Raw genomic sequence first — 25,241 nt, 5'->3', positions numbered from 1 at the left:
TCCTGTCGGCGGGTGGCCTCACTGCCGGTCGCGTTTCGTTACCCGGGAGCGAGCGACAGTCCACATCAGATGTGCGCTCTGGCTCACCGTCATTCGCGGTAGATACGCACGACCGACTGCATTGGCGATACCCGGAAGTGCGGCACTGTCGGGGAAGCTCATGTACATGGACTCGTACCGCGGCTGAAACTTGGATTTGAATGCCAGCAGAGACCTGAATCCGTAGACGGGTTCGAGTGCTCGGCCGACGGCATCGAGGAGCTTCTCCACCGGGTCCGGGCTCGATACTGTCGCAGAGAGACCGTCGGCCTCGATCGTTCGCGGGCTTTTGGCGAGTGGTGCGCCGGACAAGCTCACGAATTCGAAGCCCTCCGACGCGAACGACACTGCTGCCGACGCGATGAGGAATTCCACTGCCGGTCCGAATCCCGTCGATCGTCTCCTCATGAAATCGAGCGTCCATCCCACCACTTCTCCGTCTCGATACACCGGCAACCAGGATGTGACACCGTGCACCGTTCGATCGGCATCGATGGCTATCAGGCATCGGACGTCCGGATCCTCCATCTCCGTCAATCCACCGAGAGTGAACCCCATCTCGGGCATCGCTTTGTCCGCCACCCACTCTCTGGAAATGGCCGCTATCTGATCGCGTATCACCGGTGATACGTCGGAATACGCTGTCCACTCGGCAGCGATTCCGGATTTCGTCGCTCGGTTGAACGACGTCCTGATGTCCTGGAATTTCTTACCGGTGAATTTCAGCGAGGTGAGGTCGAGGATGGCTTCCTCCCCCACGTGAACGGAGTTCCAGCCCAATGCATCTGCGACGCGACGGGTGTCAGCCGAGATCGAGTACAGGCACGGTGTCCACCCGTTGTCGGAACAGAAGTCCGCGAATGCACGTACCGCGGCGGCATGGTCTTGTCTCGGTCCGACCGGGCCGGCAGTGGTCAACGCAATGCCGCCCACGACGCGGTAGGCCACGAAGCTGTTCCCGTCCGGCGTGAACCAATAATTGTTGCTGCTCCAGGTCGACATCCACGACAGATTCGACCCACCGCTGCGCAAGAGGATGTCGCGAGCCCGCCGAGCATCGTCCGGCTCGTCGTCGTAGGTGGGCCGCAGAAACATCGCGAGGACGGTCGCACACAGCGTCACCCAGAACGCGACGCCGATCCACTGGTACATCCAGGACGGAACGAACTCCCCGGCAAGCAGAGCGGGCTCGAACCATTGCAGGTACACGCTGGGAATCAGGCGTTGAACGAAGTCGACGGCCAGTTCGGGAACGTATGCGATCGTCCGCGCCGACATCGACCCCGTGGCGACGTAGAGCGTGCCCAAGGTGAGCAGCGCCAGACCGACGGATCGCATGGCCGATCGTGCAGCTCCGTTCGGCGAGGCGATCGTGAAGGACGATCGGGTGAAGGCGAGGACCAGAGCCACCGCTACCGGGGTCAACAGCGGCGCGGCCGCCCGGATCAGATACGAACCGTCCAGCTGCACACCGGCATCGGACAATTCGGACCAGGACTCGTGCAACTGAGCGACGTTGAGGACCGCCGATGCCGTCAGACACAGCTGCGCGATCAGAGCCGACGTCCATGCCGCTCGCCTGCCCCGCCGGAGGCCGTCGCAGATTGTGACGAGAAGCAGGGACGGTGCGACGGCGAGCACCGTGAACCCGAGCCCATCGAACCGCAAGGCGAACAATCCCTGCCGGCATTCGGAACTCTGGGCCGCCGAACTGCAGACCGCCCGTACTTCCTCGGCGGTCCACGGATCGGCCCGCAGCAATGCCTCCAGGACCCCGAACGGACCGGCAGCATCGTTCGACACGAGCGCGAGCACCGGGCCCAGCGCGCTTGCCAGCACGATCAGCGCTACCAGCAAGCGGCTCTCGCGGCGCGTCCCCGCCACCGCGTCCTCCGGATCGACTGGGCCGTGCATCACCCGGCCGACCGCGAGTCCGACGATGATGGATGCCAGCCCCACCAGATCCGACAACCCGCCGTGGAACAGCGCGAGCACGATCGCAGCGGCCGGCAGACCCACGCGAATTCTGCGGCGCCACAGGACGGGCATCGATGCACTCGCTGCCATGGCGACCCCAGCGACCCACGCCGCCGGATCGAACACCACGGACGTGCCGAGCCGACTGCCCCAGTCCTCGTCGAAGGAATCGACCGAGACGGCAAGGCTCAGTCCGGCAATGGCCCCGAGCACGGCAACGATTCCGACGGCCGCCAGAAACTTGCCCGAGCCCATGTGTCGTTCCAACGGCACCCCACACAGGAGCAACAGCACGACGGACAGCGAGAGCACGAGGAAATTCGGTGCGACGACCACAGAAGTGAGCAGCGTCCACCAATGCATCTGCGAGAGCGCCGAAATGCTCAGGTTCAGATGGTGTTCCACGAAGTCCGGATCGGCTGTCAAAGCGTGAACCGTCACGGTCGCGACCGCAGTCGTCGCCGCAATCACGATCGTGATCGGCGCGCCCGCAGTCCATCTTCGTGCGGCGCAGGCCAGGGCGGTCGACGCACGCACGATCTCGGGACGCGGCTCGATTCCCGCGCTCATCGGGATATTCCCAATCGTGCTGCAATGGTATCGATTTGGCTCGACAAGCCGCCCGACCACACCCGGAAGTCGTGTCCGCCCGGAATCTCCTGGTACGAGACCTGCATCCCCGATGACCGGGCCGCCCCGTACAGCGCCTGCAAGCCCGGTTTGTTGTCGTTGTCGGACGCCCCCACCACGAAGACACCACCGCTGTTCGCGTACGAATTCGTCCGCAGCTTGTCCAGGGGATTGACCTTCTCGAAAAGCGTTGCGTCCCCATCGAAGACTGCGTCGAGAGTGCGTCGACGATCGCCGCCCAACGTCGGCTCGGCCTGACCGGAAATATCGAGGAACGTCGGGAACACCGACGGATAGTTGGTCGCCAGCTGCAGTGCACACGTTCCGCCGTACGACAGCCCACCCACCGCCCAGGACGACGCGGAGTTGTCGACCTGAAGGAACGTTCTGACCCACGCCGGTACGTCGACTGCCAGGTACGTCGCAGCATTTCCTCGCGGGGAATCGACGCACAGAGGGTTGGCGAGCGTCGACCCGGTTCCGTCGGCAACCACGACGACGGGTGCGAGCCCGGAATGACGAGCGGCGAACGCGTCCATCGTTTTCACCAACCCTCCACTTCGCAGCCAGTCCCCCGGGCTGCCGGGCTGGCCGGCCAGTAGGACCAATACCGGCATCGACGGCCGACGGGCCGCGAAGTACGCGGGCGGCAGGTAGATCTTTGCGGGACGGGCCGAGAAACTCGATGTCCGACCGGCTATGTCGGTGGTGACGACGGATCCGCCTGCCGGTAGACCACCGGGGTCCTGCCACTGTGCGACGGGCACGGGCTCCCGATGGTGCGCCGGCAACGACAGCAACGGGATCTCGTTCACCCGACTGGTCCCGACAGCCGCGCCGACAGTCGGAAAGTAGGCGAAGTACCCGTTGACGGCAGCGGCCGATTGCACGAGCACCGCACAAGCAGCGAGCACCACGACGACCGCGGTCCCGATGCTGCGACCGGCAAGCGAGCGGTACACCGCCAAGCCGACCGCCATTACACCGACACCGGCCCACAGGTAGACGACGAAGGGCAGTCTGTCCGGAAACGGATGCCACCAATGCTCGATGACGACGTAACCGACGCCTGTCACGACCGCGGCCGTCGCCGCCACGATCGGGACGACGACCTGTGCGTACCACGCCGACCTGACGGCAAGCAGCGCGATCGCGCCGACCGCAGCGATGCCCCAGAGGACCGGCACCAGCCAACCGTCGATCAACGACACGTCCTCGAACCACTGCACCCGGCCACTCCGATCATCGACTTCCTGTCCTTCGATCCTGGTGTCGGCCGCGGCCGAAGAACATCCACCGAAGGTCTGCTCCGTCCCCGCCGATCGGCGGGAGTTTCGATCGATATGTCCGTCGGTCGGCGCACACGCGCGCCCACCAATCGCGTCTCGCACGCTCGGCGACCGTTGGCCAGGCTTCGAATCAGGGTGATTCGAACCGTCGCTGCACGGACTCGGACGGGTTAGCTTCGGTAACGATGCTCGATTCGTGGTGGACGTCGGTCTGCCCAACAGTGAGGACAGTCGCACCGCATGGCGCTCAACAACGGAACTCTGATCCACCTGGTCGCACGAGAGGGAAAGCAGGACGAGGTCGCCGCGATCCTGGGCGAAGCACTCGGATCGGTGGCGCGGGATCCGCAGACCGCGACGTGGTACGCGTATCGAATCACCAACACCGAGTTCGGAATCTTCGGTTCGTCCGAGAGTCAGGCACCCCTCGGCCAGGACGGGCATCCGGTGCTCACCCGACTGTCCGACGACCTACTCGCGCACGCGCCGTCGGTGCAGTCGTTCGACGTGCTCGCCTCCAAGGTCTGATGTCGACCGACCTGCGATGAACAGCAGGTTCACCCCAGTACTCCGACCCGCTGATCGAAAGAGCCGAACATGAACGCAGGGCCCGACACCGCACGCAAGCAGCTGGTACTGAGTGCTTTCGACATGGCGTGCGTGGTGCACCAGAACCCCGGCATGTGGACCGACGCCGATGACCAGACTCACCGCTACACCGACATCGAGTACTGGGTGGAATTGGCCCAGACGCTGGAAGCGGCGGGTTTCGACATCCTCTTCCTGGCCGACGTCCTGGGGTTTTACGACGTGTACGGCGGCAACCGAGACGCCGCACTGCGTACCGCTGCGCAGGCTCCTGTGGCCGATCCGCTGTTGACGATCTCGGCCATGGCCGCGGCGACGAAGACGCTGAGTTACGGTGCGACGGTCTCGTCCACGTACGAGCTGCCGTACAAGTTCGCCAAGACCATGACGACACTCGATCACCTCACCAAAGGCCGCGTCGCGTGGAACGTCGTGACGTCCTACCAGCAGAGCGCAGCAGTCAATCTCGGCCTGACGCAGCAGATCTCGCACGACGAACGGTACGAGATCGCCGACGAGTTCATGGAGGTCTGCTACAAGCTGTGGGAGGGCTCGTGGGAAGAGGACGCCGTGGTGCGCGACCGCGCTCGTGGCGTCTACACCGAGCCGTCCAAGGTGCACGACATCGACCACGCCGGTAAGTACTTCACCGTTCCCGGTGCGCATCTGGGCGAACCGTCCCCGCAACGCACGCCGTTCCTGTTCCAGGCCGGGGCGTCGGCCCGGGGGCGCAAGTTCGCTGCCAAGCACGCCGAAGCGGTCTTCCTCGTCGGAGTCAACCCGCACGACGTTCGCCCCATCGTCGACCAGTACCGCATGTTGGCCGCCGAGCAGGGACGCGATCCGCGAAGCCTGAAGATCATCATGATGCTCACCCCCATCGTCGCCGAGACCGACGAGGCCGCGCACGAAAAACTGCTGCAGGTTCAGAAGCACGCCCAGGTCGACGCCGCTCTGGCACTGTGGGGCGGATGGACCGGAGTCGATCTCTCGGGAGCCGACCCCGACAAGCCGTTGGACCAGTTCCGAGGCGACGGCATCCGTGCGTTCAGCGACATGCTCACTCGGGTCGACAGCGAATTGGTCTGGACACCACGCAAACTCGCGGAGTGGCTGTGCGTGGGCGGCATGAGCGCGAGCATCGTGGGCTCACCGAAGACGATCGTCGATCACTTCGAGGAGTGGATCGAGATCGCCGATGTCGACGGCTTCAACATCGCTCGCGTCACCAACTTCGAAACGTTTCGCGACTTCGGAGAATTGATCACCCCCGAACTCCGTCGCCGTGGATTGATTCCCGACACCAACCGCACCGAACCCACCTCCCTGCGTGAACTGGTGCTGGGGCAGCCCCGTCTGCGCGACGACCATCCCGGCGCGGCCTTTCGGCCCGCCGCGACGACGGGTCCCCGTCCGGCCCCGCCGACGACCATTCGCGTCGCACCCCGCAATGTCGGACTCCTGGTCACCCTCACCGCCAAACCCGACACGGCAGACGCCCTGGAAAACTGGCTCACCGAGATGCACACCCACGCACTCGACGAGCCGGGCACCACAACCTGGTATGCAATCAAGTTGAGCGAGAACACGTTCGCGATCTACGACACGTTCCCCGACGAGGACGGACGCCAGGACCACCTGCACGGCAGCATCGTGAAGTCGCTTCGCGAACGTCAGCAGGAGCTTCTGGCCGAGCCGCCGACCATCCGCCAGGTGGACCTGCTCGCAGTCAAATCCCTGTTGACGGTCTGATCAACGAACGTCAGCAACTGGATTCTGCTGATACCAGAAATGACTGGACGTGGCTGACATGATCGAAGACATGATTGTCACACCGTCCGTCGAACAGTTCCGTCGATTGGCACAGTCGTCTCCGTGGCGGTGGAGAACTGTCGAGCTCGCGTTCGTGCGCGCCGGTCACACATCTCCGGTGCACGCATGGATTCGACGCCCGGGTTATCTTCGCGTGGAGAACGCCGCTGGTGAAGTCGTCGAATTATCCTCCGCGGCAATCCCGTTCGACGGGAGGGCAGCTGTGTACTCGAACGGAGCCGATGCCGACCGTCCCAGTGCACTGTGGGCATCGGATACGACACCGGTGTTCGACGCCGATGGGTTGGTGTCGGCGTTACCATCGGAAACGGATTCGTGGTTCGTGGACTGGGACGATCCGTTCTACGAGAACTACCAATGGATCGCGATGCTCAACCCGATCGAACTCACTCGTTCACCGCACGACCATTCGTCCGCCGCGACAGGCACCGCCGTATCCGAGGTCGAGGTTGTCGAGCATGGCGGCCGTCAAGCGTGGGAGGCCACCGTCTGCACCACTCCGGAGTACGACGCCCGATGCGAATGCTGCGCGTTACTGAGCGGGCACTACGACTTCGATACCGGGCACTGGGTTCCCGGGCCGCCGGTATCCGTGAGACTCGACGTACAGACCGGAATCTGTGTCTATGTCGGTCCGACCACGGAGGGTCCGACCGATGACTGCGACATCGACGTGACGATCCTCGCCGTCGACGAAGCTATGGACGACAGCATGTTCGTGCGGGGCGGCCGCAAGTAATTCGGTATCGCCCCATGCTCGGACACCGATGGCATTGTCACACTGCCATCGGTGTCATCCCGAGGATCATCAGCACCGAACCGATTGTCGCTCCCCTTCTCGCCTGCGGCCGGTCCGAGATGGCCACGAGAGTGGTTGCTGCAAGCCAACACACGAGTACGATCGCCGGCCCCCAAGGCAGTTGCGTACTGCTCGCTGCGTGGTGGTGACCCAGTGACGAAACCCCTGAGGTGCCCGAGCTCGGCATCGCCAGCAGCAGCGCGCCCATGGCGGTGAGGTCGACGGTGCACAGTCGTCTGGCTCGACTGCCGTTGGTACACCCCACCATGTGGAACGCCTGGCCCAGTAATCCGAGGGCGGCGATCAGGTAGATCCACTGCGGCACATGGGTCACCACCATGACCACCATCAGGACGGCCATGGAGCCGTGCGCGATCGTCATCGAACGTGACATCGCGCGCCGCGTCACCAGAGGGAGAAATGCGCCGACAGCGCCGGCGGCCATCAGCGCGTCGGCGGCGCTCACTGGGCCAGCTCGCCGGGTTCGTGCTCGATCGCCCGAGAAGCCTCGGTCGATCGTGAACGGCGCGTGGAGATACCCCGCAGCAGACCTGCGACGAAGAATCCCACAACGATGAGCAGCAGGATCGCAGCGATCGTGGACGAACCTCCGATGAGCAGAGTGAAGTTGTCGAGGACGAGCCCGAGAACGACGAGGAGCCCGAGGGTTCCGAGCACGGGGGCGATCTTCGTGTGCCACGTCCGCGAGTCGACTCGGGTTCGGGCGAAGAACGTGTAGATCGCAACTCCGGTGAGGATCATCAGCACCAGAATGCTCACTGTCGCCAATCCGGACATCCAGGTGAACAGCTGAAGTATCGGGTCTGCGCCCGCCAATGCGAACACTCCGACCACCAGAACGGCCGAGAGAGTCTGGAAGATCGAGCCCACATGTGGCGATCCGTGTCGGGCATGTGTCCGCGCCAGTGCTTTCGGCGCTGCGCCTCGTCTTGCCAGCGCGAAGACGTACCGTGAGATCGCGTTGTGGAAGGCGAGTAGTGCTGCGAAAAGGCTTGTCACGAGCATTATTTGGATGATGTCCGACCACGTCGCTCCGAGGAACTGTGCGGCCGCGGCAAAGGTGAGACCCGCCGGATCCGCGGCGGCAGCGTCGGCGACCGAGTTGCTACCGAATGCCAGCACGACCGCCCAACTCGACACCGCGTACACGGCTCCGATGACGATGACCGCGGCGTACGTCGCGATCGGCACCGTCCGCTTGGGGTCCTTGGCCTCCTCGCCGTAGATCGCGGTCGCCTCGAATCCGATGAACGACGCGATCGCGAACATCAGCGCGATTCCAGGAGATCCGGACAGGAACGCGTCCGGTGTGAACGACTGGACGTCGATACCGTCGGCACCGCCCTGAGCGAACACCGCCACCGACAACGCCAGCACGATACCGATTTCCAGTACCAGCAGAACACCGAGAACCTTCGCGCCCAGATCGATGCTTCGGTAGCCGAGCACCGAGACGATGCCGATGAGCACCAGCGCCCACAGCCACCACGGTAGGTCCGGGCCGCCGTAGGAAACGACGAGTCCCTGCAACGTGGACGCCGCCAGTCCATAGATTCCCGCTTGTATTGCGGTGTACGTCAGCAATGCGAGTCCCGCCGCTCCGAGACCGACGTTTTCGCCCAGACCCTTTCCGACGTATGCGTAGAACGCGCCGGTGTCGGTCATGTGGCTGCTCATTGCCGCGTACCCCACGCTGAACACCAGCAGCACCACTGCCGCGACGATGTATGCCATGGGCGCACCCGCGCCGTTGCCCGTCGCGATCATGATGGGCAGTGCACCGCCGATCGCGGTGAGCGGAGCCGCGGCTGCGATCACGAGGAAGACGATCCCGACAACGCCGATCGAGCCCTTCAGCTTTCCGTCTCGTGTGTCAGACATGGGAGCTTCCGTTCGTAGAATGGCACGGGGTGCTCGACGGCGCACAGTGTGCCGAGGTCGAGGCGGGGACGTCGAGCGTCGGATTCCGGTCGAAAAAGCCGACCGGCTTGAGTTTGAAGCCGGTGTAGTCGACCGGCATGATTGGCCAGTCCTCCGGTCTCGGGAAGTGGGTCAAGCCGAACGTGTGCCATACGACGATGTCCTTGCCCTCGATGTCCCGGTTACCGGCCACGTAACTGGGCAGCCCTGCTCCGCCGGAATGCTGATTCACGAAGTCTCCCGACGCGTAGCGCTCCGCCGCGTCGAACTGCGTGACCCACAGGTGTTTGGTGGCGAAGGTGGCACGTTTGGCGATGGACGAATTGTCGTCGGCGAGCAGCAATGGCTGACCTTCCGGATGCAACACGTATGCGACAGGCTTACCGAGTCGGTTGAGTGAATCCGGGTTACTGATGTGCCATACACGTCCCGTGGATCCGTTCGCGCAGCGAGCGGCCTCGGCCTCGGTCGTCAGTGGAGTCGTGGACAGAGCAAAAGCGTTGCCGTGCGGGTTGTCCGGGCCCATCGGGACGCGTCTGGTCTCGACTTCCTCCACCGAGTTCACGGCACCGTCGACCATCATGTCCAGCCGCGCGCTGAACAGGTGCTGATGGCACGGAGCACCGAGACCCGGGGCGATCTGCGAGGAGTACGGGTAGTCGTCTCCGAGATGACCGGAGGTGAACACGACACCGGTTGCCTTGACCTCGAATTCGATGGTGCCGTCGAGGTACAGGTACCAGAAGAAGCCGTAATCGTAGTTGCCGATAGTGGTGAAGAACGAAATGACCAGTCTACGTTGACGTCTCGTCTCATTCGAACCGGCCCACAGGTCGGTGTGCTTCCACAGGATGCCGAAGTCCTCTTCGTGCATGCAGACCGCGTTTCTCAACGTCTGCGGATTACCCAGCTCGTCTGCGATGACGACGTCGAAGTACGTGATGTCGCCGACGCAGTCACACCCGAGCTCCAAGGCATTGGCGTACCTGCCGACGAGGTACTCACCAGTATCGAAATAGTTCTGCCAGGAGCGGACCGGTGATGGATCACCGTACGGGACAACCATTTCCGCGATCGATGCGCGGTGAATGATCGGCCTGGTCGCCCCTTTGTCGTCGAAGCCGATCTGATGCAGCACAAGGCCCTCTCGGGCGTCGAAACCGACGCGAAGGCTCCACTTCTCCCACTCGACGAGATTGCCGGTGACCTCGAAACTCGGCCCCTCGGGCTGGGTGATCTCGATCGGCTTCTGCGTCGTGCGCATCGGACCGGTGACCTCGGGATCGGTGAAGTTGCCCGATTCCTCGGGGATCGGCACCACTCCGGTGTCGAGCACCTTTTCGACCGTCTTGTTCATGACGTCGACGAACCCGACCAGGCCGTCGATGGGATGCGCCCATGCATGATCCGTCGGGTAATCCTGGCGAAATGCCAAGCCTCGCAGAATCCTTCGCCCTTCCTCGCCGGGGTAGTCGAAGACGCCGGCCGACAACGGTGCCACTCGGACGTGGTCGACATCGAGGCCACGGCGCTCGAGCGCAGCCAACCATTCGGGATCGGTTCGCAGTGTTTCTTCGACGAGTCCGAATTCCTCGTCGAGAACCGGCATCTGGCCGTCACGGATTGCGTCGAGAGTCACCGACGACACGACCGCTCGCTCGGTGACCGATACGACGACGTCGACGGCGTTCGGCGTGGAGACGTCGTGCAGCAAGGCACGAAAGCGGCGGTCGATACCCGTCGCAGAGGGGTACAGCTCCGACTTGAGCGGCTCCTCCAGACCGACATAGACGAAGCGGGTGTGCTCACCCAGCAGTCCTGCGTCATCGAGGACGGCACGTACGTCCGCGATCTCTTCGGTGGTGGGCAAGGCCAGAGGGTGATCGATTCTTGTGGGAGAAAGAGTCGGCATGAACAGTCCTCGAGTAGGTTGGTTCTACACATGTTGGAAAAAAGATGTGACGGACGCTACACCTGTGGGCAACGGCTGTACAGATCACATTCGAAAGACGATCCGAAAAATTTCTGGCATGGAGCCAGTGAGCGCGGGCGCTAGAAACGCAGCAGCGCGAGGAAGTTGTCGAGCATCGCCAACTGCATCTTCGCAGAACTCTCCGATGGAGTGAGAACACCGAGGAGCTGCACGCCCATCATCATGCCGAGCAACTGCTCGATGACGACCGCGACATCGATGTCGCCGACCTCGCCTGTCGCACGTGCATCCTCGAGGTGACCGGCCATCTGCCCACGCCACAGAGTCAATGCACGGCGATTGATCTCGTCCATCCGCTCGTCGTACATCGCCCGCTGAAACAGAGAGATCGCAATACGGGCTTCGAGCAGCGTCTCTTGCGTCGTCGGCATGATCTCGCGACAGAAGATGCGAAGCGCGGCGAGACCTTTGGCGTCACGCATTCGCGCGTCGATCCGGGCGTTCGTAGCCTCGAAGACGAGCTCGAACGAGGTTCTGAGAATCTCGTCCTTGCCTGAGAAGTAGTGACTCAGCGCGCCGTTCGTGTAGCCGGCTTCGGTAGCGATGTCGCGCATGTTCGCGGCGTCGATCCCCTTTGCCGCGATCAGCCGCCACGTTGCCGCAGCGATGGCTCGCCTGCGTTCATCGTGGTCGACCAGCTTGGGCATGAGGCCACGGTAACGGCTCACCGGGCGGTCCCGACGCGCCGGTCGACGGTCGCAAGTCTCGACTCACGCTTTACCTCCTCTCGGTGAACGGTTCGTTGTTCTACGCCCGTTGAAAGAAGATTGCTCTCCCTGCGTTACGAATCCTCGTTGGCGCTGTGAATTTCGCGTTACCGGATCCTCACTGCGATCACACGTTGTGGGGGTCCAAGACCCCCACAACGGCGTGTCTAGTCTGCGAAGGGCGACGGGGTCAGTGTGTATTTGGTTTGCAGATACTCATGGATGCCTTCGGCTCCACCTTCACGTCCGAGACCCGACATCTTCCAGCCACCGAACGGTGCCGCGGCGTTGGACACCACACCGACGTTCAGTCCCATCATTCCAGTCTGCAGACGTTCGATCATGCGCTGGCCGCGACGGAAGTCCTCGGTAAAGACGTACGAGACGAGCCCGTACTCGGTGTCGTTCGCCAGCGAGACTGCCTCGTCGTCGGTATCGAAGGTCGCGATCGCGAGTACCGGACCGAAGATTTCCTCACGGAGGATATCGCTGCCCGGGGCCACGTCGGTCAGAACCGTAGGGGCAAAGAAGGTCCCGGGCCGGTCGATCGCTGCGCCGCCGGTGGTGACCGTTGCGCCGCGCTGCACGGCATCGGTGACCAACTCGTCGGCCTTGGCCACGGCCTTGCCATCGATGAGCGGACCGATCGTCACCCCGTCCTCGGTACCTCGCCCGACGCCGAAGGCGTCGACTCGTTCGGTGACTCGCCGGGCGAACTCGGTTGCTATCGAACTGTGCACGATGAAACGGTTTGCCGCCGTGCAGGCTTGACCGATGTTGCGAAACTTCGCGGCAATGGCCCCGTCGACAGCCTTGTCCAGATCGGCGTCACCGAACACCACGAACGGGGCGTTACCGCCGAGCTCCATCGACGTACGAAGAACCCCGGTGGCGGCCTGACGCAGCAGAGCCTGACCGACGGGGGTCGAACCGGTGAACGACAGCTTCCGCAATTTGGGGTCGGCAATGATCGGGCCGGATACCGCCGACGAGGACGAAGTGGTGACCACGTTGACGACGCCGTCAGGCAGGCCTGCCTCCTGCAGAATTTTCACCAGGAGCAGAGTCGTCAACGGAGTGAGCGCAGCCGGTTTGACCACGACAGTGCAGCCCGCAGCCAGAGCCGGGGCAATCTTACGAGTTGCCATGGCAAGGGGGAAGTTCCACGGCGTGATGAGAAAACACGGACCGACGGGATGCTGAGTGACGAACATCCGCCCGGTGTTCTCCGGGTTTGCGCCGTACCGACCCTGGACGTGGGTGGCCTCCTCGCTGAACCACCGCAGGAACTCGCCTCCGTACGCCACCTCTCCCCTGGCCTCGGCCAACGGTTTACCCATCTCGATGGTCATGAGGAGCGCAAAGTCCTCCTTTCGCGCCTGCAGCAGGTCGAAAGCACGTCGCAGAATCTCGGCACGCTCACGCGCGGGGGTCGACGCCCACGAGTCGGCGGCGGCGACGGCCGCATCGAGTGCAGCCATCCCGTCCTCGGGGGTGGCGTCGGCGATGTCACGAACAACCTTCCCCGTTGCCGGATCATGTACCGCCAGAGTTGTGTTCGAGGACGACGCGCGCCAGTGTCCCCCGATGAACAGTTCGTTCGGGACGGAGTCGAGGAGCTTCTTCTCGTGATCGGTCATACCAATTCCTTCGGGTTGGAGGCCGTGTTGCGCGGCAGCATGTTTCCGGCGAAGAACGTCGCCAGCTCGTCGGTTGCGCTGAGTGGAAGAACCTGTGCCACATACTGATCGGGCCGAACCACCACGATTGCGCCGTCGCGATCGATTCCGCGCTCGGTGAAGATGTCGGTACTGGGATCGGTCGCGAAGACCTTCTCGTAGTCGACGAGTCCGAAGGGACCCCCGACGGGGAGGTACACGGGATTCACCGCGCCGATATCGACCGAGGCGTGGTCCTGCTGGTAGATCACCTTGACGTCGAAGAAACTGTCGATGTCGGTGCCCTGCGGGGTGAACCGCACGATCGGCGAATCGGGTGACTCGAGGAGCCACGACGACAATTCGGTCAACGCCACGCTGGCCGAGTGAAGGCCGGCGGCGGCCGCGTCAGCGAAAACGTAGATCCGCCAGCGTCCGTCTGCACGGTGATGATGACCGAGATGCATCGGATTGGCATCGCATACTCGCACCACCGGTGCCGACTTGAAACGCTTGCCCACCGGAAATCCGGTGGCCAGATTCTGATGGGTGGTATCGCCGACGATCATCGACGGCCGGTACTCGGTCATGAAGCCGGCCGGGAATTCTCCGGTCTTGACGTAGAACTCTTCGAGCTCGGACGGGTTGTCGAAGTCCTCCGGGCGCTTCGCCATCATGGCCGACCACTGTTTGTCGAAGTCGATCAGGTTCTGCGCGATGACCTGGCGTTCGGCGGTATAGGTTGCGAGCAGGCTCTCGGGCGCGCGGCCTTCGAGTACGTGCCCGAGTTTCCAGCCGAGGTTGAACCCGTCCTGCATCGACACGTTCATTCCCTGACCCGCCTTGGCGCTGTGGGTGTGGCAGGCATCGCCGGTGATGAAGACATGCGGCATACGCACCCCGACCTCGTTGGCCGGTACATCGTCGAAGCGGTCGGTCACGCGGTGGCCGACCTCGTAGACGCTATGCCACGCAACATTTTTCACATCGAGGGTGTAGGGATGCAAAATCTCGTTGGCCTGCGCGATGATCTGGTCGATGCTGGTCGTGCGCACCTTGCCGTTGTCGTCCTCGGCAACTTCCCCGAGGTCGACGTACATGCGAAACAGGTGACCACCCTCGCGTGGAATGTGCAGGATGCTCCCGCCCGAGCCGGACTGGATGGCGCACTTGAGGCGAATGTCGGGAAAATCGGTGACAGCAAGAACGTCCATCACACCCCAGGCATGGAACGCTTTGTCTCCGACCGGCTTACATCCGATCGTGTCGCGCACGGCGCTGCGTGCACCGTCGGAGCCGACGACGTATTTGGCGTGAACCGTTCGCTTCTGCCCCACCTGATCGCCGCCGGTGTGCTCCAGTGTGACCGTGACCGGGTAGTCGCCATCCCCGATCTCCAGAGTGCAGAATTCGTAGCCGAAATCCGGCTTCATTCGAGTAGGCGACAGAGCCATGACCTCGGCGAAGTAATCCAGGACGCGCGCCTGATTGACGATCAGATGAGGGAATTCACTGATGCCGGTTGCGTCGTCGGGCGTCCGCGCAGTGCGCACGATCTTCGAGGCATCCTCGGGATCGGGCTTCCAGAAGGCCATTTCGGTAATTCGATATGCCTCTGCTGTGATGCGATCCGCAAATCCGAACGCCTGGAAGGTCTCGACACTACGAGCCTGAATCCCGTCGGCCTGTCCTATCGCAAGACGTCCCGTGCGGCGCTCGACGATGCGCGTCGTCACGTCGGGAAACTGGGAAAGCTGTGCGGCGGTCATCATTCCTGCCGGACCGGTGCCGACGATGAGCACATCGACGTACTCCGGAAGCTCGTCCGGCCGGTCGATACCGGTCCCCGATGCTTGCTGGACGCGTGGGTCACCGGATACGTAGCCATGGTGGTGAAATTGCATTGCTGGACCTTCGCCGATTCTCTCGTGTGCTCGAGTGCTGTGTAGCACCGACGGTATTCATTGCGATCTGCGTCACTCATCGTATACGATCTGAGATATGATGCAAGGGTCGCAATCGAGGAGGAACATGAAGACCGAGAGCCACGATGCTGCCGTCATCGAGTCGAACAACTCACTGACCAGGCCCGGGAAGATCGTCGCGGTGCATCTGAGCTATGCATCACGAGCCGATCAGCGCGGTCGCCGCCCGGCTCATCCGTCCTACTTCCTCAAGCCGACAAGCTCTGTGGCGTCGACGGGCGACACGGTCGAGCGGCCGGCAGGCACCGAACTTCTCGCTTTCGAGGGCGAAATCGCCCTGATCATCGGGTCGACAACGCGATGGGTAACGACAGAGAACGCCTGGAACCACGTCTCGGGCATCACGGCCGCCAACGACTTCGGCCTCTACGATCTGCGCGCCAACGACAAGGGATCCAACGTCCGCTCCAAAGGCGGAGACGGGTACACACCCCTGGGACCCGACGTCATCGACGCGCGTTCGGTCGACCCGACTGCACTGCGAATCCGGACGTGGGTCAACGGAACCGTGGCCCAGGACGACACCACGGCCGGCCTCATCTTCTCGCTGCCCCAGCTGATAGCCGACCTGTCGCAGCACTTCACCCTCGAGCCCGGCGACGTCATCCTCACCGGTACACCCGCCGGCTCGTCGGTCGTCGTTCCCGGCGACGTCGTCGAGGTCGAGGTGAGCACGATCGACGATTCGTCGTCGACCGGCCGGTTGATCACAACAGTCACCCAGGGCGAGAACGATTTCGACCCAGGGCTCGGCTCTCTGCCGGCGGCAGACGATGCGCAGCGCGAGGACGCGTGGGGCTCGGCCGAGGCGGCCGGAATCATCCCGCCTCGAACAGGTTTGAGCCCCCAGCTACGAGACAAACTGACCCGGGTACCGGTGGCGGGTCTGTCGGCCCAGCTTCGTAAGCGGGGACTGAACAACGTGTCGATCGACGGTGTTCGCGCACTGAATACCGGCGACAAGATCGTCGGAACGGCCAGGACACTGCGGTTCGTACCCAACCGCGAAGACCTGTTCGTCTCCCACGGCGGCGGCTACAACGCCCAGAAACGAGCGTTCGACGCCGTGAACGACGGTGAGATCATCGTCATCGAGGCCCGCGGCGAACTCGGCTCCGGCACGCTGGGTGACATCCTCGCCCTGCGGGCCCGATCCCGCGGCGCCGTCGGCGTCGTGACCGACGGAGGAGTCCGCGATCGCGACGCCGTAGCCGAGATCGGCCTCCCTGTGTTCGCCGCGACCGCCCACCCCGCAGTGTTGGGCCGCCGCCACGTCCCATGGGATTTCGACCTGACCGTCGCCTGCGGTGGAGCGACGGTACAGCCCGGCGACGTCATCGTCGGCGACAGCGACGGGGTGATCGTGATTCCGCCGGCGTTGGCCGAGGAAGTGGTCGACGAGGCGCTCGCTCAGGAAGAGCAGGACGCGTGGGTTGCCGACCAAGTCGCGGCCGGACATCCACTCGACGGGCTCTTCCCACCGAATGCGGAGTGGAAGAGCAAGTACGAGCAGTGGCGTATGGATCAGGGAGTTTCCCAGTGACACAGAGCAAATCGCAGGCCGCCTACCACTACATCAAGGACCGGATAGCGCGGCAGGAATACACGCCCGGCTACCGCCTCGTACTCGGCTCGATCGCGAAGGATCTCGACATGAGTGTCGTTCCGGTTCGTGAGGCGATCCGACAACTCGAGGCCGAAGGTCTGGTGACGTTCGAGCGGAACGTCGGTGCCCACGTGTCGATGGTGGACGACACCCAATATCGCTACAGCATGCAGAGTTTGAGCATTCTCGAGGGCGCTGCCACTGCCATGGCCGCACGCCGATTGTCGGAGGACGACATTCGGAAAGCCCGTGCCGTGAACGAACGCATGATCGAGTCCCTCGAGCATTTCGATCCGCACCTGTTCACGTCGCTGAACAAGGGGTTCCACCAAATTCTGTTCGCGAAATGCGTGAACCCGCGAATGCTGACACTCGTCGAAGCCGAGTGGGGCCGTCTCGGACACTTGCGCGCATCGACGTTCGCGTTCGTTCCCGGTCGCGCACGTGAATCGGTGCACGAACACGAAAACATCGTGCGGCTCATCGAAATCGGTGCGCCCCTCGGCGAAATCGAGAAGGCGGCTCGACGACACCGATCCGCAACGCTCGACGCTTACCTGGTCCACGAGCACCCAGACGAAACCATCGGCCTACCGGCCTACTGAGTCAGATCAGACAACCGATCCCGATATTGGAGCATTCATGACGAACACTGTCGCCGAACAGGCACAACGCCACGTCCCCACCGACCTTCCCAGCAAGATCCAGCACTACATCGGCGGTGCGTTCGTCGATTCGATCGACGGCGGCACCTTCGACGTTCTCGACCCGGTATCCAATGAGGTCTACCTGCAGGCCGCCGCCGGCAAGAAGGCCGACATCGACCGCGCTGTCGAGGCCGCCAAGAAAGCCTTCAAGGAAGGCCCGTGGCCGCGCATGCTGCCGCGCGAGCGCTCCCGGATCCTCCACCGCATTGCCGACATCGTCGAGTCACGCGACGCCCGGCTGGCCGAACTGGAATCCTTCGACTCCGGCCTGCCCATCACCCAGGCACTCGGTCAGGCTCGCCGCGCCGCCGAGAACTTCCGCTTCTTCGCAGACCTCATCGTCGCTCAGGCCGACGACACCTACAAGGTGCCAGGACGGCAGATCAACTACGTCAATCGCACCCCCATCGGGGTCGCCGGCCTCATCACCCCGTGGAACACCCCGTTCATGCTCGAATCGTGGAAGCTCGGCCCAGCACTGGCCACCGGCAATACCGTCGTCCTCAAGCCCGCCGAGTTCACTCCCCTGTCGGCATCGTTGTGGGCGGGCATCTTCGAGGAAGCCGGCCTCCCCGAGGGTGTGTTCAACCTTGTCAACGGCCTCGGCGAACACGCAGGCGACGCGCTCGTCAAGCACCCCGACGTTCCCTTGATCTCCTTCACCGGCGAATCCAGCACGGGTCAGCTCATTTTCGGCAACGCCGCGCCCTTCCTCAAGGGCCTGTCGATGGAACTGGGCGGAAAGAGCCCGGCGATCGTGTTCGCCGATGCCGATCTCGAAGCAGCAGTGGACGCCACGATCTTCGGTGTGTTCTCCCTCAACGGGGAGCGCTGCACCGCGGGCAGCCGCATCCTCGTCGAACGGTCCATCTACGATGAATTCGTCGAACGCTATGCCGCACAAGCAAAGCGCGTGAAGGTGGGCTACCCGCACGATCCCTCGACCGAGGTCGGTGCGCTGGTACACCCGGAGCACTACGACAAGGTGATGAGCTACATCGAGATCGGCAAGACCGAAGCCCGCCTGGTTGCGGGCGGCGGCCGGGCCGAAGGCTTCGAGCAGGGCAACTTCGTGACCCCGACGGTGTTCGCCGATGTCGCACCCGACGCCCGCATCTTCCAGGAAGAGATCTTCGGACCGGTCGTGGCGATCACTCCGTTCGACACCGACGACGAAGCTCTCGAATTGGCCAACGGTGTCAAATACGGTCTCGCAGCATACGTCTGGACCAACGACCTCAAGCGCTCGCACAACTTCGCCCAGGCCATCGATGCCGGCATGGTGTGGCTCAACTCCAACAACGTCCGCGACCTACGCACCCCGTTCGGTGGGGTCAAGGCTTCTGGGCTCGGGCACGAGGGTGGCTACCGCTCCATCGACTTCTACACCCAGCAGCAGGCCGTGCACATCACGCTCGGCGAGGTACACAACCCGACCTTCGGCAAGGCCGACTCAGCCAAGCACTGACGCAGACAGCACCGACTCCCTTCACCTTTCGACAAGGACCATGACATGACCATCACCCCCGATGCCCCCGAGCCCGTCGTGACGCGCACCAGCCCGATCCGCTCGGCCGACCCGGTTCCCACCCCGCGGGCCACTCCCCCGGATGTATTGCGCTGCGCCTACATGGAATTGGTCGTCACCGACCTCGAGCGTTCACGCAAGTTCTACGTCGACGTACTCGACCTCGTCGTGACCGAGGAAGACGAGAACGCCGTCTACCTTCGCTCGTTCGAGGAATTCATCCACCACAACCTGGTCCTGCGCAAGGGCCCTGTCGCCGGTGTAGCAGCGTTCTCCTATCGGGTACGCAGCCCGGAGGATCTCGACAAAGCCGTCGCGTTCTACACCGAACTCGGCTGCCGCGTGGAGCGAAACCCCAACGGGTACAACAAGGGCATCGGTGATTCGGTGCGCGTCGAGGATCCCCTCGGCTTTCCGTACGAGTTCTTCTACGACGTCGAGCACGTCGAGCGCCTTGCGTGGCACTACCACCTGTACACCCCGGGTGCGCTCGTCCGACTGGACCACTTCAATCAGGTGACCCCCGATGTCCCCCGCGCCGTGGCGTACATGGAGGATCTCGGCTTTCGCGTCACCGAAGACATCCAGGACGAGGCCGGGACAACGTACGCGGCCTGGATGCGTCGTAAGTCCACTGTGCACGACACCGCGATGACCGGGGGCGACGGACCACGGATGCACCACGTTGCCTTCGCCACGCACGAGAAGCACAACATCATCGCGATCTGCGACAAACTCGGTTCCCTCCGGATGTCCGACCACATCGAGCGCGGACCGGGACGGCACGGCGTCTCGAACGCCTTCTACCTCTACCTCCGCGACCCGGATGGCCACCGCATCGAGATCTACACCCAGGACTACTACACCGGCGATCCCGACAACCCGGTCGTCACCTGGGACGTGCACGACAACCAACGCCGCGACTGGTGGGGCACCCCGGTGGTCCCCAGCTGGTACACCGACGCCTCGATCGTCCTGGATCTCGACGGCAACCCCAAGCCGGTCATCGCGCGGACCGACGATTCCGAAATGGCCGTCACCATCGGGGCGGACGGCTTCTCGTATACCCGCAAAGAGGACACCGACGAGATGCCGGACTGGAAGAAGGGCGAGTTCAAGCTCGGCGCACAGCTGTAGTAACGACTCATTCCCCGACGGCACAGGAGAATTCATGCTCCCCCCGAACACCATCACGGCCATCGCCGACCAACTCGAAGAAGCCGAACGGACGCGGACGATGATTCCGCGGCTCACTGCTCGCTATCCCGACATGACCTTCGAGGATTCGTACGCGGTGCAGAACGAGTGGCGTCGACGCAAGGTCGAGTCCGGTCGACGCCTGGTCGGCCGTAAGATCGGCTTGACGAGCAAGGTGATGCAGGTCGCGACCGGCATCACCGAGCCAGACTACGGCGCGATCTTCGACGATCAGGTTTTCGACAACGGCTCGGTGATCGAACACGGACGCTTCTCCAATGTGCGCATCGAGGTCGAACTCGCCTTCGTTCTCGGGAGCCCGCTCGCCGGTCCGACAGCGACGATCTTCGATGTTCTGAAGGCAACCGAGTTCGTCGTGCCGGCTCTCGAGATTCTCAGTTCGCGGATCGAGATGCAGGGCCGCACCATCGTCGACACCATCAGCGACAACGCCGCACTCGGCGCGATGGTCTACGGCGGCAATCCCACCGACCCCTCGACTGTGGACATGCGGTGGATATCGGCGCTGCTCTATCGCAACGAGACGATCGAAGAGTCCGGCGTCGCCGCCGCGGTGCTCAATCATCCGGCGACGGGCGTGGCGTGGTTGGCCAACAAGCTCTCTCAGCACGGCGACCGGCTCGAGGCCGGTGAAATCGTGTTGGCCGGATCGTTCACCCGCCCGATGTGGGTGCACCAGGGCGACAGCGTGCTCGCCGACTACGGCCCGATGGGAACGATCTCATGCCGCTTCGTCTGAACAAGACCTTCCGGGATGCGTTGGCGGAGGCGGACCGGCCGCTGTACGGCGGCTGGGTCACCACCGGTTCACCGGTGGCCGCCGAGATCATGGCCGGCTCGGGACTGGACTGGGTGCTGATCGACATGGAGCACGCACCCAACGGGCTCGAATCGGTTCTCGCACAGCTGTATGCGGTCTCGGCTTACCCTGTGACGCCGGTGGTGCGAGTCCCCGTCGGCGACGCGGTGATCATCAAACAAGTCTTGGATCTGGGCGCTCAGAACATCTTGGTGCCGATGATCTCGACGGCCGATCAAGCACGCGAGGTGGCCGCCGCGGCACAGTACCCACCGGTCGGGCGGCGCGGCGTCGGTAGCGCGCTGGCACGATCGGCCCGCTGGAACCGGGTCGAGGACTATCTGGCGGACGGAGCCGATCACGTGTCCGTCTTCGTCCAGATCGAGACGGCCGAAGGGGTATCCAACGCGGCGGCTATCGCGGGAACGCCGGGGATCGACGGCGTCTTCCTCGGACCAAGCGATCTGTCCGCCTCGATGGGACTACTCGGACAGCAGAACCACCCCGACGTCGTGGCCGCCGTGAACGATGCGTTCACGGCGATCGCATCCACCGGAAAGCCGTTCGGAGTCAATGCTTTCGAGCCCGGCCGTGCCGACTCCTACGCCGAGGACGGCGCACGGTTCCTGCTCGTCGGTGCCGACGCTGCAATCTTGGCGCGGGGTTCCGAGGCCCTCGCCCAGCGCTACATCGATCCATCGGCGCACAGCGCGCGCGCCAGCTACTGATCCTCCAACCCAGTTCGCCGTCGAAAGGACAGACAGTGACCATCACATTCGATTCGCTTCTCAGCGAGATCACCGATCCGAACGGACGCGAGATCCTCGACCCGGCAACCGGGGACGTCGTCGGGAAAGCACCGGTCGAGGGTGTCGACGTGCTCGACGCCGCGATCGCCCGCGCCAAAGCAGCACAGCCTGCGTGGGCGGCGCTCACCGACGAGGACCGCACGGCGCGCCTGCTCCAGGCAGCCGATGCCATCGATGCAGCCACCGAGCCACTGGCAGAATTGCTTTCGCGTGAGCAAGGTAAGCCGCTCAACGGACCCAACGCCCGCTTCGAGGTCGGTGCCTGCGCCGACTGGCTCCGCGCCACCGCGGCAACCGAACTCCCCGGCCGAACCCTCCTCGATGGAGACGACGGCAATGCCGAAATGTACTACCGCCCCCTCGGAGTCGTCGGAGCGATCGGGCCGTGGAACTGGCCCATGATGATCACCGTCTGGCAGGTCGCGCCGGCACTGCGGATGGGTAACACCACTGTCGTCAAACCGTCGGAATACACGCCGTTGAGTGTGCTGGCGCTCGCCACGGTCATCAACTCGGCGCTACCCGAGGATGTGCTGACCGTTGTCGCCGGCGAGGGAGACCTGGGCGCACGCCTGTCGTCGCACCCCGACATCGACAAGCTGATGTTCACCGGGTCCACCCGCACCGGCCAAGCGATCATCAAGAGCTCCGCCGATACGGTGAAGCGGCTCACCCTCGAACTCGGTGGCAACGACGCCGGCATCGTGTTGCCGGATGTCGATCCCAAGCCATTGCGCAGGATCTGTTCTGGGGTGCCTTCATCAACACTGGACAAACCTGTGCCGCACTCAAGCGCCTGTACGTGCACACCGACGTCTACGACGCGGTCTGCACCGAACTCGCGGCAGTCGCGGAGGCGATGCCGATGGGCCGCGGTCTGGATGAGGACAACGTGTTGGGCCCGTTGCAGAACAAGGCACAGTACGACATCGTCGCGAATCTTGTCGAGCGCGCCCGCGAATCCGGTGCCACCATGCTGGTCGGCGGAAACCCGGACGCCGACGCCCCCGGGCACTTCTACCCCACGACTCTGGTGTCGAACATCGACAACGACAACGCTCTGGTGACCGAGGAGCAGTTCGGCCCGGCCCTACCCATCGTTCGATACGAAACAGTCGACGAGGCAATCGAACTCGCCAACGGCCTCGATGTCGGACTCGGAGCTTCGGTGTGGAGTTCCGACCGCGATGCTGCCCGAAAGATAGCCGCTCGGATTCAAGCCGGCACGGTATGGATCAACAGCCACGGTGGCGTACACCCGATGGTTCCGTTCGGCGGCATCAAGATGTCCGGCTACGGCCTCGAATTCGGAGTCGACGGACTCAAATCGGTCTCGGCACCACAGGTCATCAACGGCTGATCGAACCGCATCGGCGTGCTCGGCCGGGCACGCCGATGCCGGTCCGATACCGTGGGACGGTGACCGCCGACGCCATCGACCCCGCTCAGCTCGACTTCATGTCGTTCGTCGAGTTCGCCGTCGAGAAGGCGTCCACGGAACTCGAACAGGTCGATCCGGTTGCCATGCGGTTGGTGCTCGAGCTGCATCGAGTCACCGGTGCCGTGGTCTACGACCTGGAATCGAGCGTTCATCGCCCCAGTGGCTGGACATGGTCGGGTTTCCGAGTGTTGTTCGTTCTGTGGCTCGTCGGGCCGAGCGAATCGAAGCGCATCGCAGAGCTGGCAGGCATCAGCCGCTCTGCCACGTCCGCTCTGGTCAAGACCTTGATCAAGGACGGTCTGGTGGAATCGGAACGGTCCATCACCGACGGCCGAGCCCTGACCGTCTCGCTGACGGAATCCGGGCATTCCGCCATCACGGACACTTTTGCGGCTCACAACCGTCGTGAACAACTCTGGGCCGAAGCACTGACAGGCGAAGAACGCCTGATTCTCACCGGCCTTCTGCAAAAGCTGGCCACCGCGATCGATCAGGACGGCATCAAACGGCGCTGACCGCTCGCCGACGGGGCAAGTGCTCCGGATCTACCCTCGCCGCACGCTCAGCATCATGAAAACCGTTCCGACGCAGGGCGTAACTGCCACCTCGCGGATTCGATTCGTTGTGCATCCCCGACGGATATGTCCGATTCCTGTTTCCACCGTGTTGCACGCGTAAACAAATCGATCAAACCCTTGATTATTTGCCGGCGATCGGTCATAGTTGTGCCACGGATCACAATCGACCATCTGTTCAGTTTGCGCGGTGATCACCCGCCGGTCACCGAACGCGACGCGCCGTCACCTTCGAGAGGTATGAAATGAAGACTGCAGCAACACCGTTCAGCTGGAGCAAGGAAGACTGGGCTCCGCTCACCGAAATGGCCGACGGCTTCGACGAGTACCTGCCCGACCTCAGCCGGGCGCTCGACGGCCGAGAAATCGTGCTGGACGCCCAGTACCTCGACGGTGGTGGCGACTTCACTCTGTCCCAGAAATTTTCCAGTTCGGCCGTCGAGTGGGCGGTGCTCGAGAACGGCACCGAGACCGCGCGCGGAAGCGACAGCTACGAGCTGTTCGAGATGCAGCCCGGACTGTTCTACATCCACTACCTGCGGGCAGGGGCGGATCATCCCGTGGCCTTCAGCGCTGCGATCGACACCGCCAGCGGGCAGGTCACCGGAGCGATCGGCGAACTCGGCCTTTCTCCACGGCCGGAAGCCGCACGCCAGCAGTGGTTTCAGGGCCAAATCGCAGGTTCCGGCGCCACGCCCGCTGCGGCGCACACTGTCACCGACGAGCTGATCGGACGCCGCGTCCGCTACGCCTACAGCAGTGAGGACGTCTACGACCACGTCTACTTGAACGAGAACATCTTCACGTGGCTGTGTGTCGGCGGAACCGAACTCGGAGTCGGTGACACCGAACGCTGCACTTACTTCAAGCTGCGCGACAACACGTACCTCTTCTCCTGGCTGGAGAAGAACCTGGGCGTCGAAGGGATGGTTCTCATCGATCTGGCGGCCCACCGCACGGTCGGCATCCAGTTCGCCCTCGATCAATACAGCGGAGAACTGGTGAACCTCACGATGGGCTCGTACGCCCAGGAATTCGAGCGCACGCCCTCGATCGACGCTCCGCGTCCCGGCCCCTCGGCCTGACAGCTCGTTCCCTACGCATTCGGCCGAACACCAC

General features: G+C 63.4%; 18 protein-coding genes and 2 pseudogenes. 12 read left to right on the top strand and 8 right to left on the bottom strand.

Going from position 1 to position 25,241, the window contains the following annotated elements; translation table 11 throughout:
• Nucleotides 1-18: 18 nt before the first annotated feature.
• Nucleotides 19-2,586, bottom strand: a complete 2,568-nt coding sequence (locus ASH04_RS15195) for a DUF2156 domain-containing protein (RefSeq protein WP_057473884.1) — start codon at nucleotides 2,584-2,586, stop codon at nucleotides 19-21.
• Complete coding sequence (locus ASH04_RS15190) at nucleotides 2,583-3,875, bottom strand: alpha/beta hydrolase (protein ID WP_032393389.1); 1,293 nt, start codon at nucleotides 3,873-3,875, stop codon at nucleotides 2,583-2,585. Before ASH04_RS15190 ends, ASH04_RS15195 begins: the two co-directional genes overlap by 4 nt.
• A gap of 300 nt (nucleotides 3,876-4,175) precedes the next feature.
• On the opposite strand from ASH04_RS15190, the gene ASH04_RS26955 reads away from it, so the two are divergent.
• From ASH04_RS26955 to ASH04_RS15175, 3 genes and pseudogenes are all read left to right on the top strand, one after another.
• Nucleotides 4,176-4,463: a hypothetical protein gene (locus ASH04_RS26955; protein ID WP_032383925.1), complete on the top strand. Its 288-nt coding sequence runs from the start codon at nucleotides 4,176-4,178 to the stop codon at nucleotides 4,461-4,463.
• Nucleotides 4,464-4,532: 69 nt separating this feature from the next.
• Nucleotides 4,533-5,930 (top strand): annotated as a pseudogene (locus ASH04_RS15180) (LLM class flavin-dependent oxidoreductase); the annotation flags it as partial.
• 403 nt (nucleotides 5,931-6,333) lie between these two features.
• Nucleotides 6,334-7,095, top strand: a complete 762-nt coding sequence (locus ASH04_RS15175; RefSeq protein ID WP_235580024.1) for a hypothetical protein — start codon at nucleotides 6,334-6,336, stop codon at nucleotides 7,093-7,095.
• 37 nt (nucleotides 7,096-7,132) lie between these two features.
• On the opposite strand, the gene ASH04_RS15170 is transcribed toward ASH04_RS15175, so the two are convergent.
• From ASH04_RS15170 to ASH04_RS15145, 6 genes are all read right to left on the bottom strand, one after another.
• Nucleotides 7,133-7,621 (bottom strand): hypothetical protein, encoded by a 489-nt coding sequence (locus tag ASH04_RS15170; protein WP_057473882.1) that lies wholly within the window; start codon nucleotides 7,619-7,621, stop codon nucleotides 7,133-7,135.
• On the bottom strand, nucleotides 7,618-9,057 hold the full coding sequence (locus ASH04_RS15165; RefSeq protein ID WP_057473881.1) for an APC family permease: 1,440 nt from the start codon (nucleotides 9,055-9,057) through the stop codon (nucleotides 7,618-7,620). The genes ASH04_RS15170 and ASH04_RS15165 overlap by 4 nt, the downstream gene beginning before the upstream one ends.
• Nucleotides 9,050-11,008 (bottom strand): primary-amine oxidase, encoded by a 1,959-nt coding sequence (locus ASH04_RS15160; protein WP_057473880.1) that lies wholly within the window; start codon nucleotides 11,006-11,008, stop codon nucleotides 9,050-9,052. Before ASH04_RS15160 ends, ASH04_RS15165 begins: the two co-directional genes overlap by 8 nt.
• Before the next feature lie 140 nt (nucleotides 11,009-11,148).
• The gene (locus ASH04_RS15155; protein WP_057473985.1) at nucleotides 11,149-11,736 is read right to left on the bottom strand and encodes a TetR/AcrR family transcriptional regulator; all 588 of its coding nucleotides are present in this window, start codon (nucleotides 11,734-11,736) and stop codon (nucleotides 11,149-11,151) included.
• Between the two features lie 227 nt (nucleotides 11,737-11,963).
• A complete protein-coding gene (locus tag ASH04_RS15150; RefSeq protein ID WP_057473879.1) occupies nucleotides 11,964-13,436 on the bottom strand; it encodes an NAD-dependent succinate-semialdehyde dehydrogenase in 1,473 nt (490 codons plus the stop codon).
• Nucleotides 13,433-15,358 (bottom strand): FAD-binding monooxygenase, encoded by a 1,926-nt coding sequence (locus tag ASH04_RS15145; protein ID WP_057473878.1) that lies wholly within the window; start codon nucleotides 15,356-15,358, stop codon nucleotides 13,433-13,435. The genes ASH04_RS15150 and ASH04_RS15145 overlap by 4 nt, the downstream gene beginning before the upstream one ends.
• Nucleotides 15,359-15,485: 127 nt before the next feature.
• On the opposite strand from ASH04_RS15145, the gene ASH04_RS15140 reads away from it, so the two are divergent.
• The 9 genes and pseudogenes from ASH04_RS15140 to ASH04_RS15100 all read left to right on the top strand — a co-directional run bounded on the left by ASH04_RS15140 (nucleotide 15,486) and on the right by ASH04_RS15100 (nucleotide 25,207).
• Entirely contained in the window at nucleotides 15,486-16,982 is a 1,497-nt protein-coding gene (locus ASH04_RS15140) for a fumarylacetoacetate hydrolase family protein (RefSeq protein ID WP_052053759.1), read from the top strand.
• Nucleotides 16,979-17,650: a GntR family transcriptional regulator gene (locus tag ASH04_RS15135; protein ID WP_235580015.1), complete on the top strand. Its 672-nt coding sequence runs from the start codon at nucleotides 16,979-16,981 to the stop codon at nucleotides 17,648-17,650. The genes ASH04_RS15140 and ASH04_RS15135 overlap by 4 nt, the downstream gene beginning before the upstream one ends.
• A gap of 37 nt (nucleotides 17,651-17,687) precedes the next feature.
• Nucleotides 17,688-19,220 (top strand): 5-carboxymethyl-2-hydroxymuconate semialdehyde dehydrogenase, encoded by a 1,533-nt coding sequence (gene hpaE / locus ASH04_RS15130; protein ID WP_057473876.1) that lies wholly within the window; start codon nucleotides 17,688-17,690, stop codon nucleotides 19,218-19,220.
• A 45-nt stretch (nucleotides 19,221-19,265) separates the two neighbouring features.
• Nucleotides 19,266-20,417 (top strand): 3,4-dihydroxyphenylacetate 2,3-dioxygenase, encoded by a 1,152-nt coding sequence (gene hpaD, locus ASH04_RS15125; RefSeq protein ID WP_057473875.1) that lies wholly within the window; start codon nucleotides 19,266-19,268, stop codon nucleotides 20,415-20,417.
• 34 nt (nucleotides 20,418-20,451) lie between these two features.
• On the top strand, nucleotides 20,452-21,237 hold the full coding sequence (hpaH, locus tag ASH04_RS15120; RefSeq protein WP_048319581.1) for a 2-oxo-hept-4-ene-1,7-dioate hydratase: 786 nt from the start codon (nucleotides 20,452-20,454) through the stop codon (nucleotides 21,235-21,237).
• The gene (locus ASH04_RS15115) at nucleotides 21,222-22,025 is read left to right on the top strand and encodes an HpcH/HpaI aldolase family protein (protein ID WP_057473874.1); all 804 of its coding nucleotides are present in this window, start codon (nucleotides 21,222-21,224) and stop codon (nucleotides 22,023-22,025) included. Before hpaH ends, ASH04_RS15115 begins: the two co-directional genes overlap by 16 nt.
• A 35-nt stretch (nucleotides 22,026-22,060) precedes the next feature.
• Nucleotides 22,061-23,466, top strand: a pseudogene (locus ASH04_RS15110) (aldehyde dehydrogenase family protein).
• A 59-nt stretch (nucleotides 23,467-23,525) separates the two neighbouring features.
• Nucleotides 23,526-24,062 (top strand): MarR family winged helix-turn-helix transcriptional regulator, encoded by a 537-nt coding sequence (locus ASH04_RS15105; protein ID WP_407726937.1) that lies wholly within the window; start codon nucleotides 23,526-23,528, stop codon nucleotides 24,060-24,062.
• Between the two features lie 305 nt (nucleotides 24,063-24,367).
• Nucleotides 24,368-25,207: a MoaF C-terminal domain-containing protein gene (locus tag ASH04_RS15100; RefSeq protein ID WP_057473872.1), complete on the top strand. Its 840-nt coding sequence runs from the start codon at nucleotides 24,368-24,370 to the stop codon at nucleotides 25,205-25,207.
• Nucleotides 25,208-25,241 lie beyond the last annotated feature (34 nt).

This window comes from Rhodococcus sp. Leaf233, assembly GCF_001426165.1.
Lineage (GTDB): Bacteria > Actinomycetota > Actinomycetes > Mycobacteriales > Mycobacteriaceae > Rhodococcoides > Rhodococcoides fascians.
Note: the sequence above shows the minus strand (reverse complement) of the source record. Positions and strands in the feature narration are given on the sequence as shown.

What these genes read in the sequence shown, in the direction of transcription:
- ASH04_RS15195 (WP_057473884.1), bottom strand. Translation starts at nt 2,586, where the DNA reads ATGAGCGCGGGAATCGAGCCGCGTCCCGAGATCGTGCGTGCGTCGACC.
- ASH04_RS15150 (WP_057473879.1), bottom strand. Translation starts at nt 13,436, where the DNA reads ATGACCGATCACGAGAAGAAGCTCCTCGACTCCGTCCCGAACGAACTG.
- ASH04_RS26955 (WP_032383925.1), top strand. Translation starts at nt 4,176, where the DNA reads ATGGCGCTCAACAACGGAACTCTGATCCACCTGGTCGCACGAGAGGGA.
- ASH04_RS15160 (WP_057473880.1), bottom strand. Translation starts at nt 11,008, where the DNA reads ATGCCGACTCTTTCTCCCACAAGAATCGATCACCCTCTGGCCTTGCCC.
- ASH04_RS15155 (WP_057473985.1), bottom strand. Translation starts at nt 11,736, where the DNA reads ATGCCCAAGCTGGTCGACCACGATGAACGCAGGCGAGCCATCGCTGCG.
- ASH04_RS15145 (WP_057473878.1), bottom strand. Translation starts at nt 15,358, where the DNA reads ATGCAATTTCACCACCATGGCTACGTATCCGGTGACCCACGCGTCCAG.
- ASH04_RS15165 (WP_057473881.1), bottom strand. Translation starts at nt 9,057, where the DNA reads ATGTCTGACACACGAGACGGAAAGCTGAAGGGCTCGATCGGCGTTGTC.
- ASH04_RS15115 (WP_057473874.1), top strand. Translation starts at nt 21,222, where the DNA reads ATGCCGCTTCGTCTGAACAAGACCTTCCGGGATGCGTTGGCGGAGGCG.
- hpaD (WP_057473875.1), top strand. Translation starts at nt 19,266, where the DNA reads ATGACCATCACCCCCGATGCCCCCGAGCCCGTCGTGACGCGCACCAGC.
- ASH04_RS15175 (WP_235580024.1), top strand. Translation starts at nt 6,334, where the DNA reads ATGATCGAAGACATGATTGTCACACCGTCCGTCGAACAGTTCCGTCGA.
- hpaE (WP_057473876.1), top strand. Translation starts at nt 17,688, where the DNA reads ATGACGAACACTGTCGCCGAACAGGCACAACGCCACGTCCCCACCGAC.
- ASH04_RS15140 (WP_052053759.1), top strand. Translation starts at nt 15,486, where the DNA reads ATGAAGACCGAGAGCCACGATGCTGCCGTCATCGAGTCGAACAACTCA.
- hpaH (WP_048319581.1), top strand. Translation starts at nt 20,452, where the DNA reads ATGCTCCCCCCGAACACCATCACGGCCATCGCCGACCAACTCGAAGAA.
- ASH04_RS15100 (WP_057473872.1), top strand. Translation starts at nt 24,368, where the DNA reads ATGAAGACTGCAGCAACACCGTTCAGCTGGAGCAAGGAAGACTGGGCT.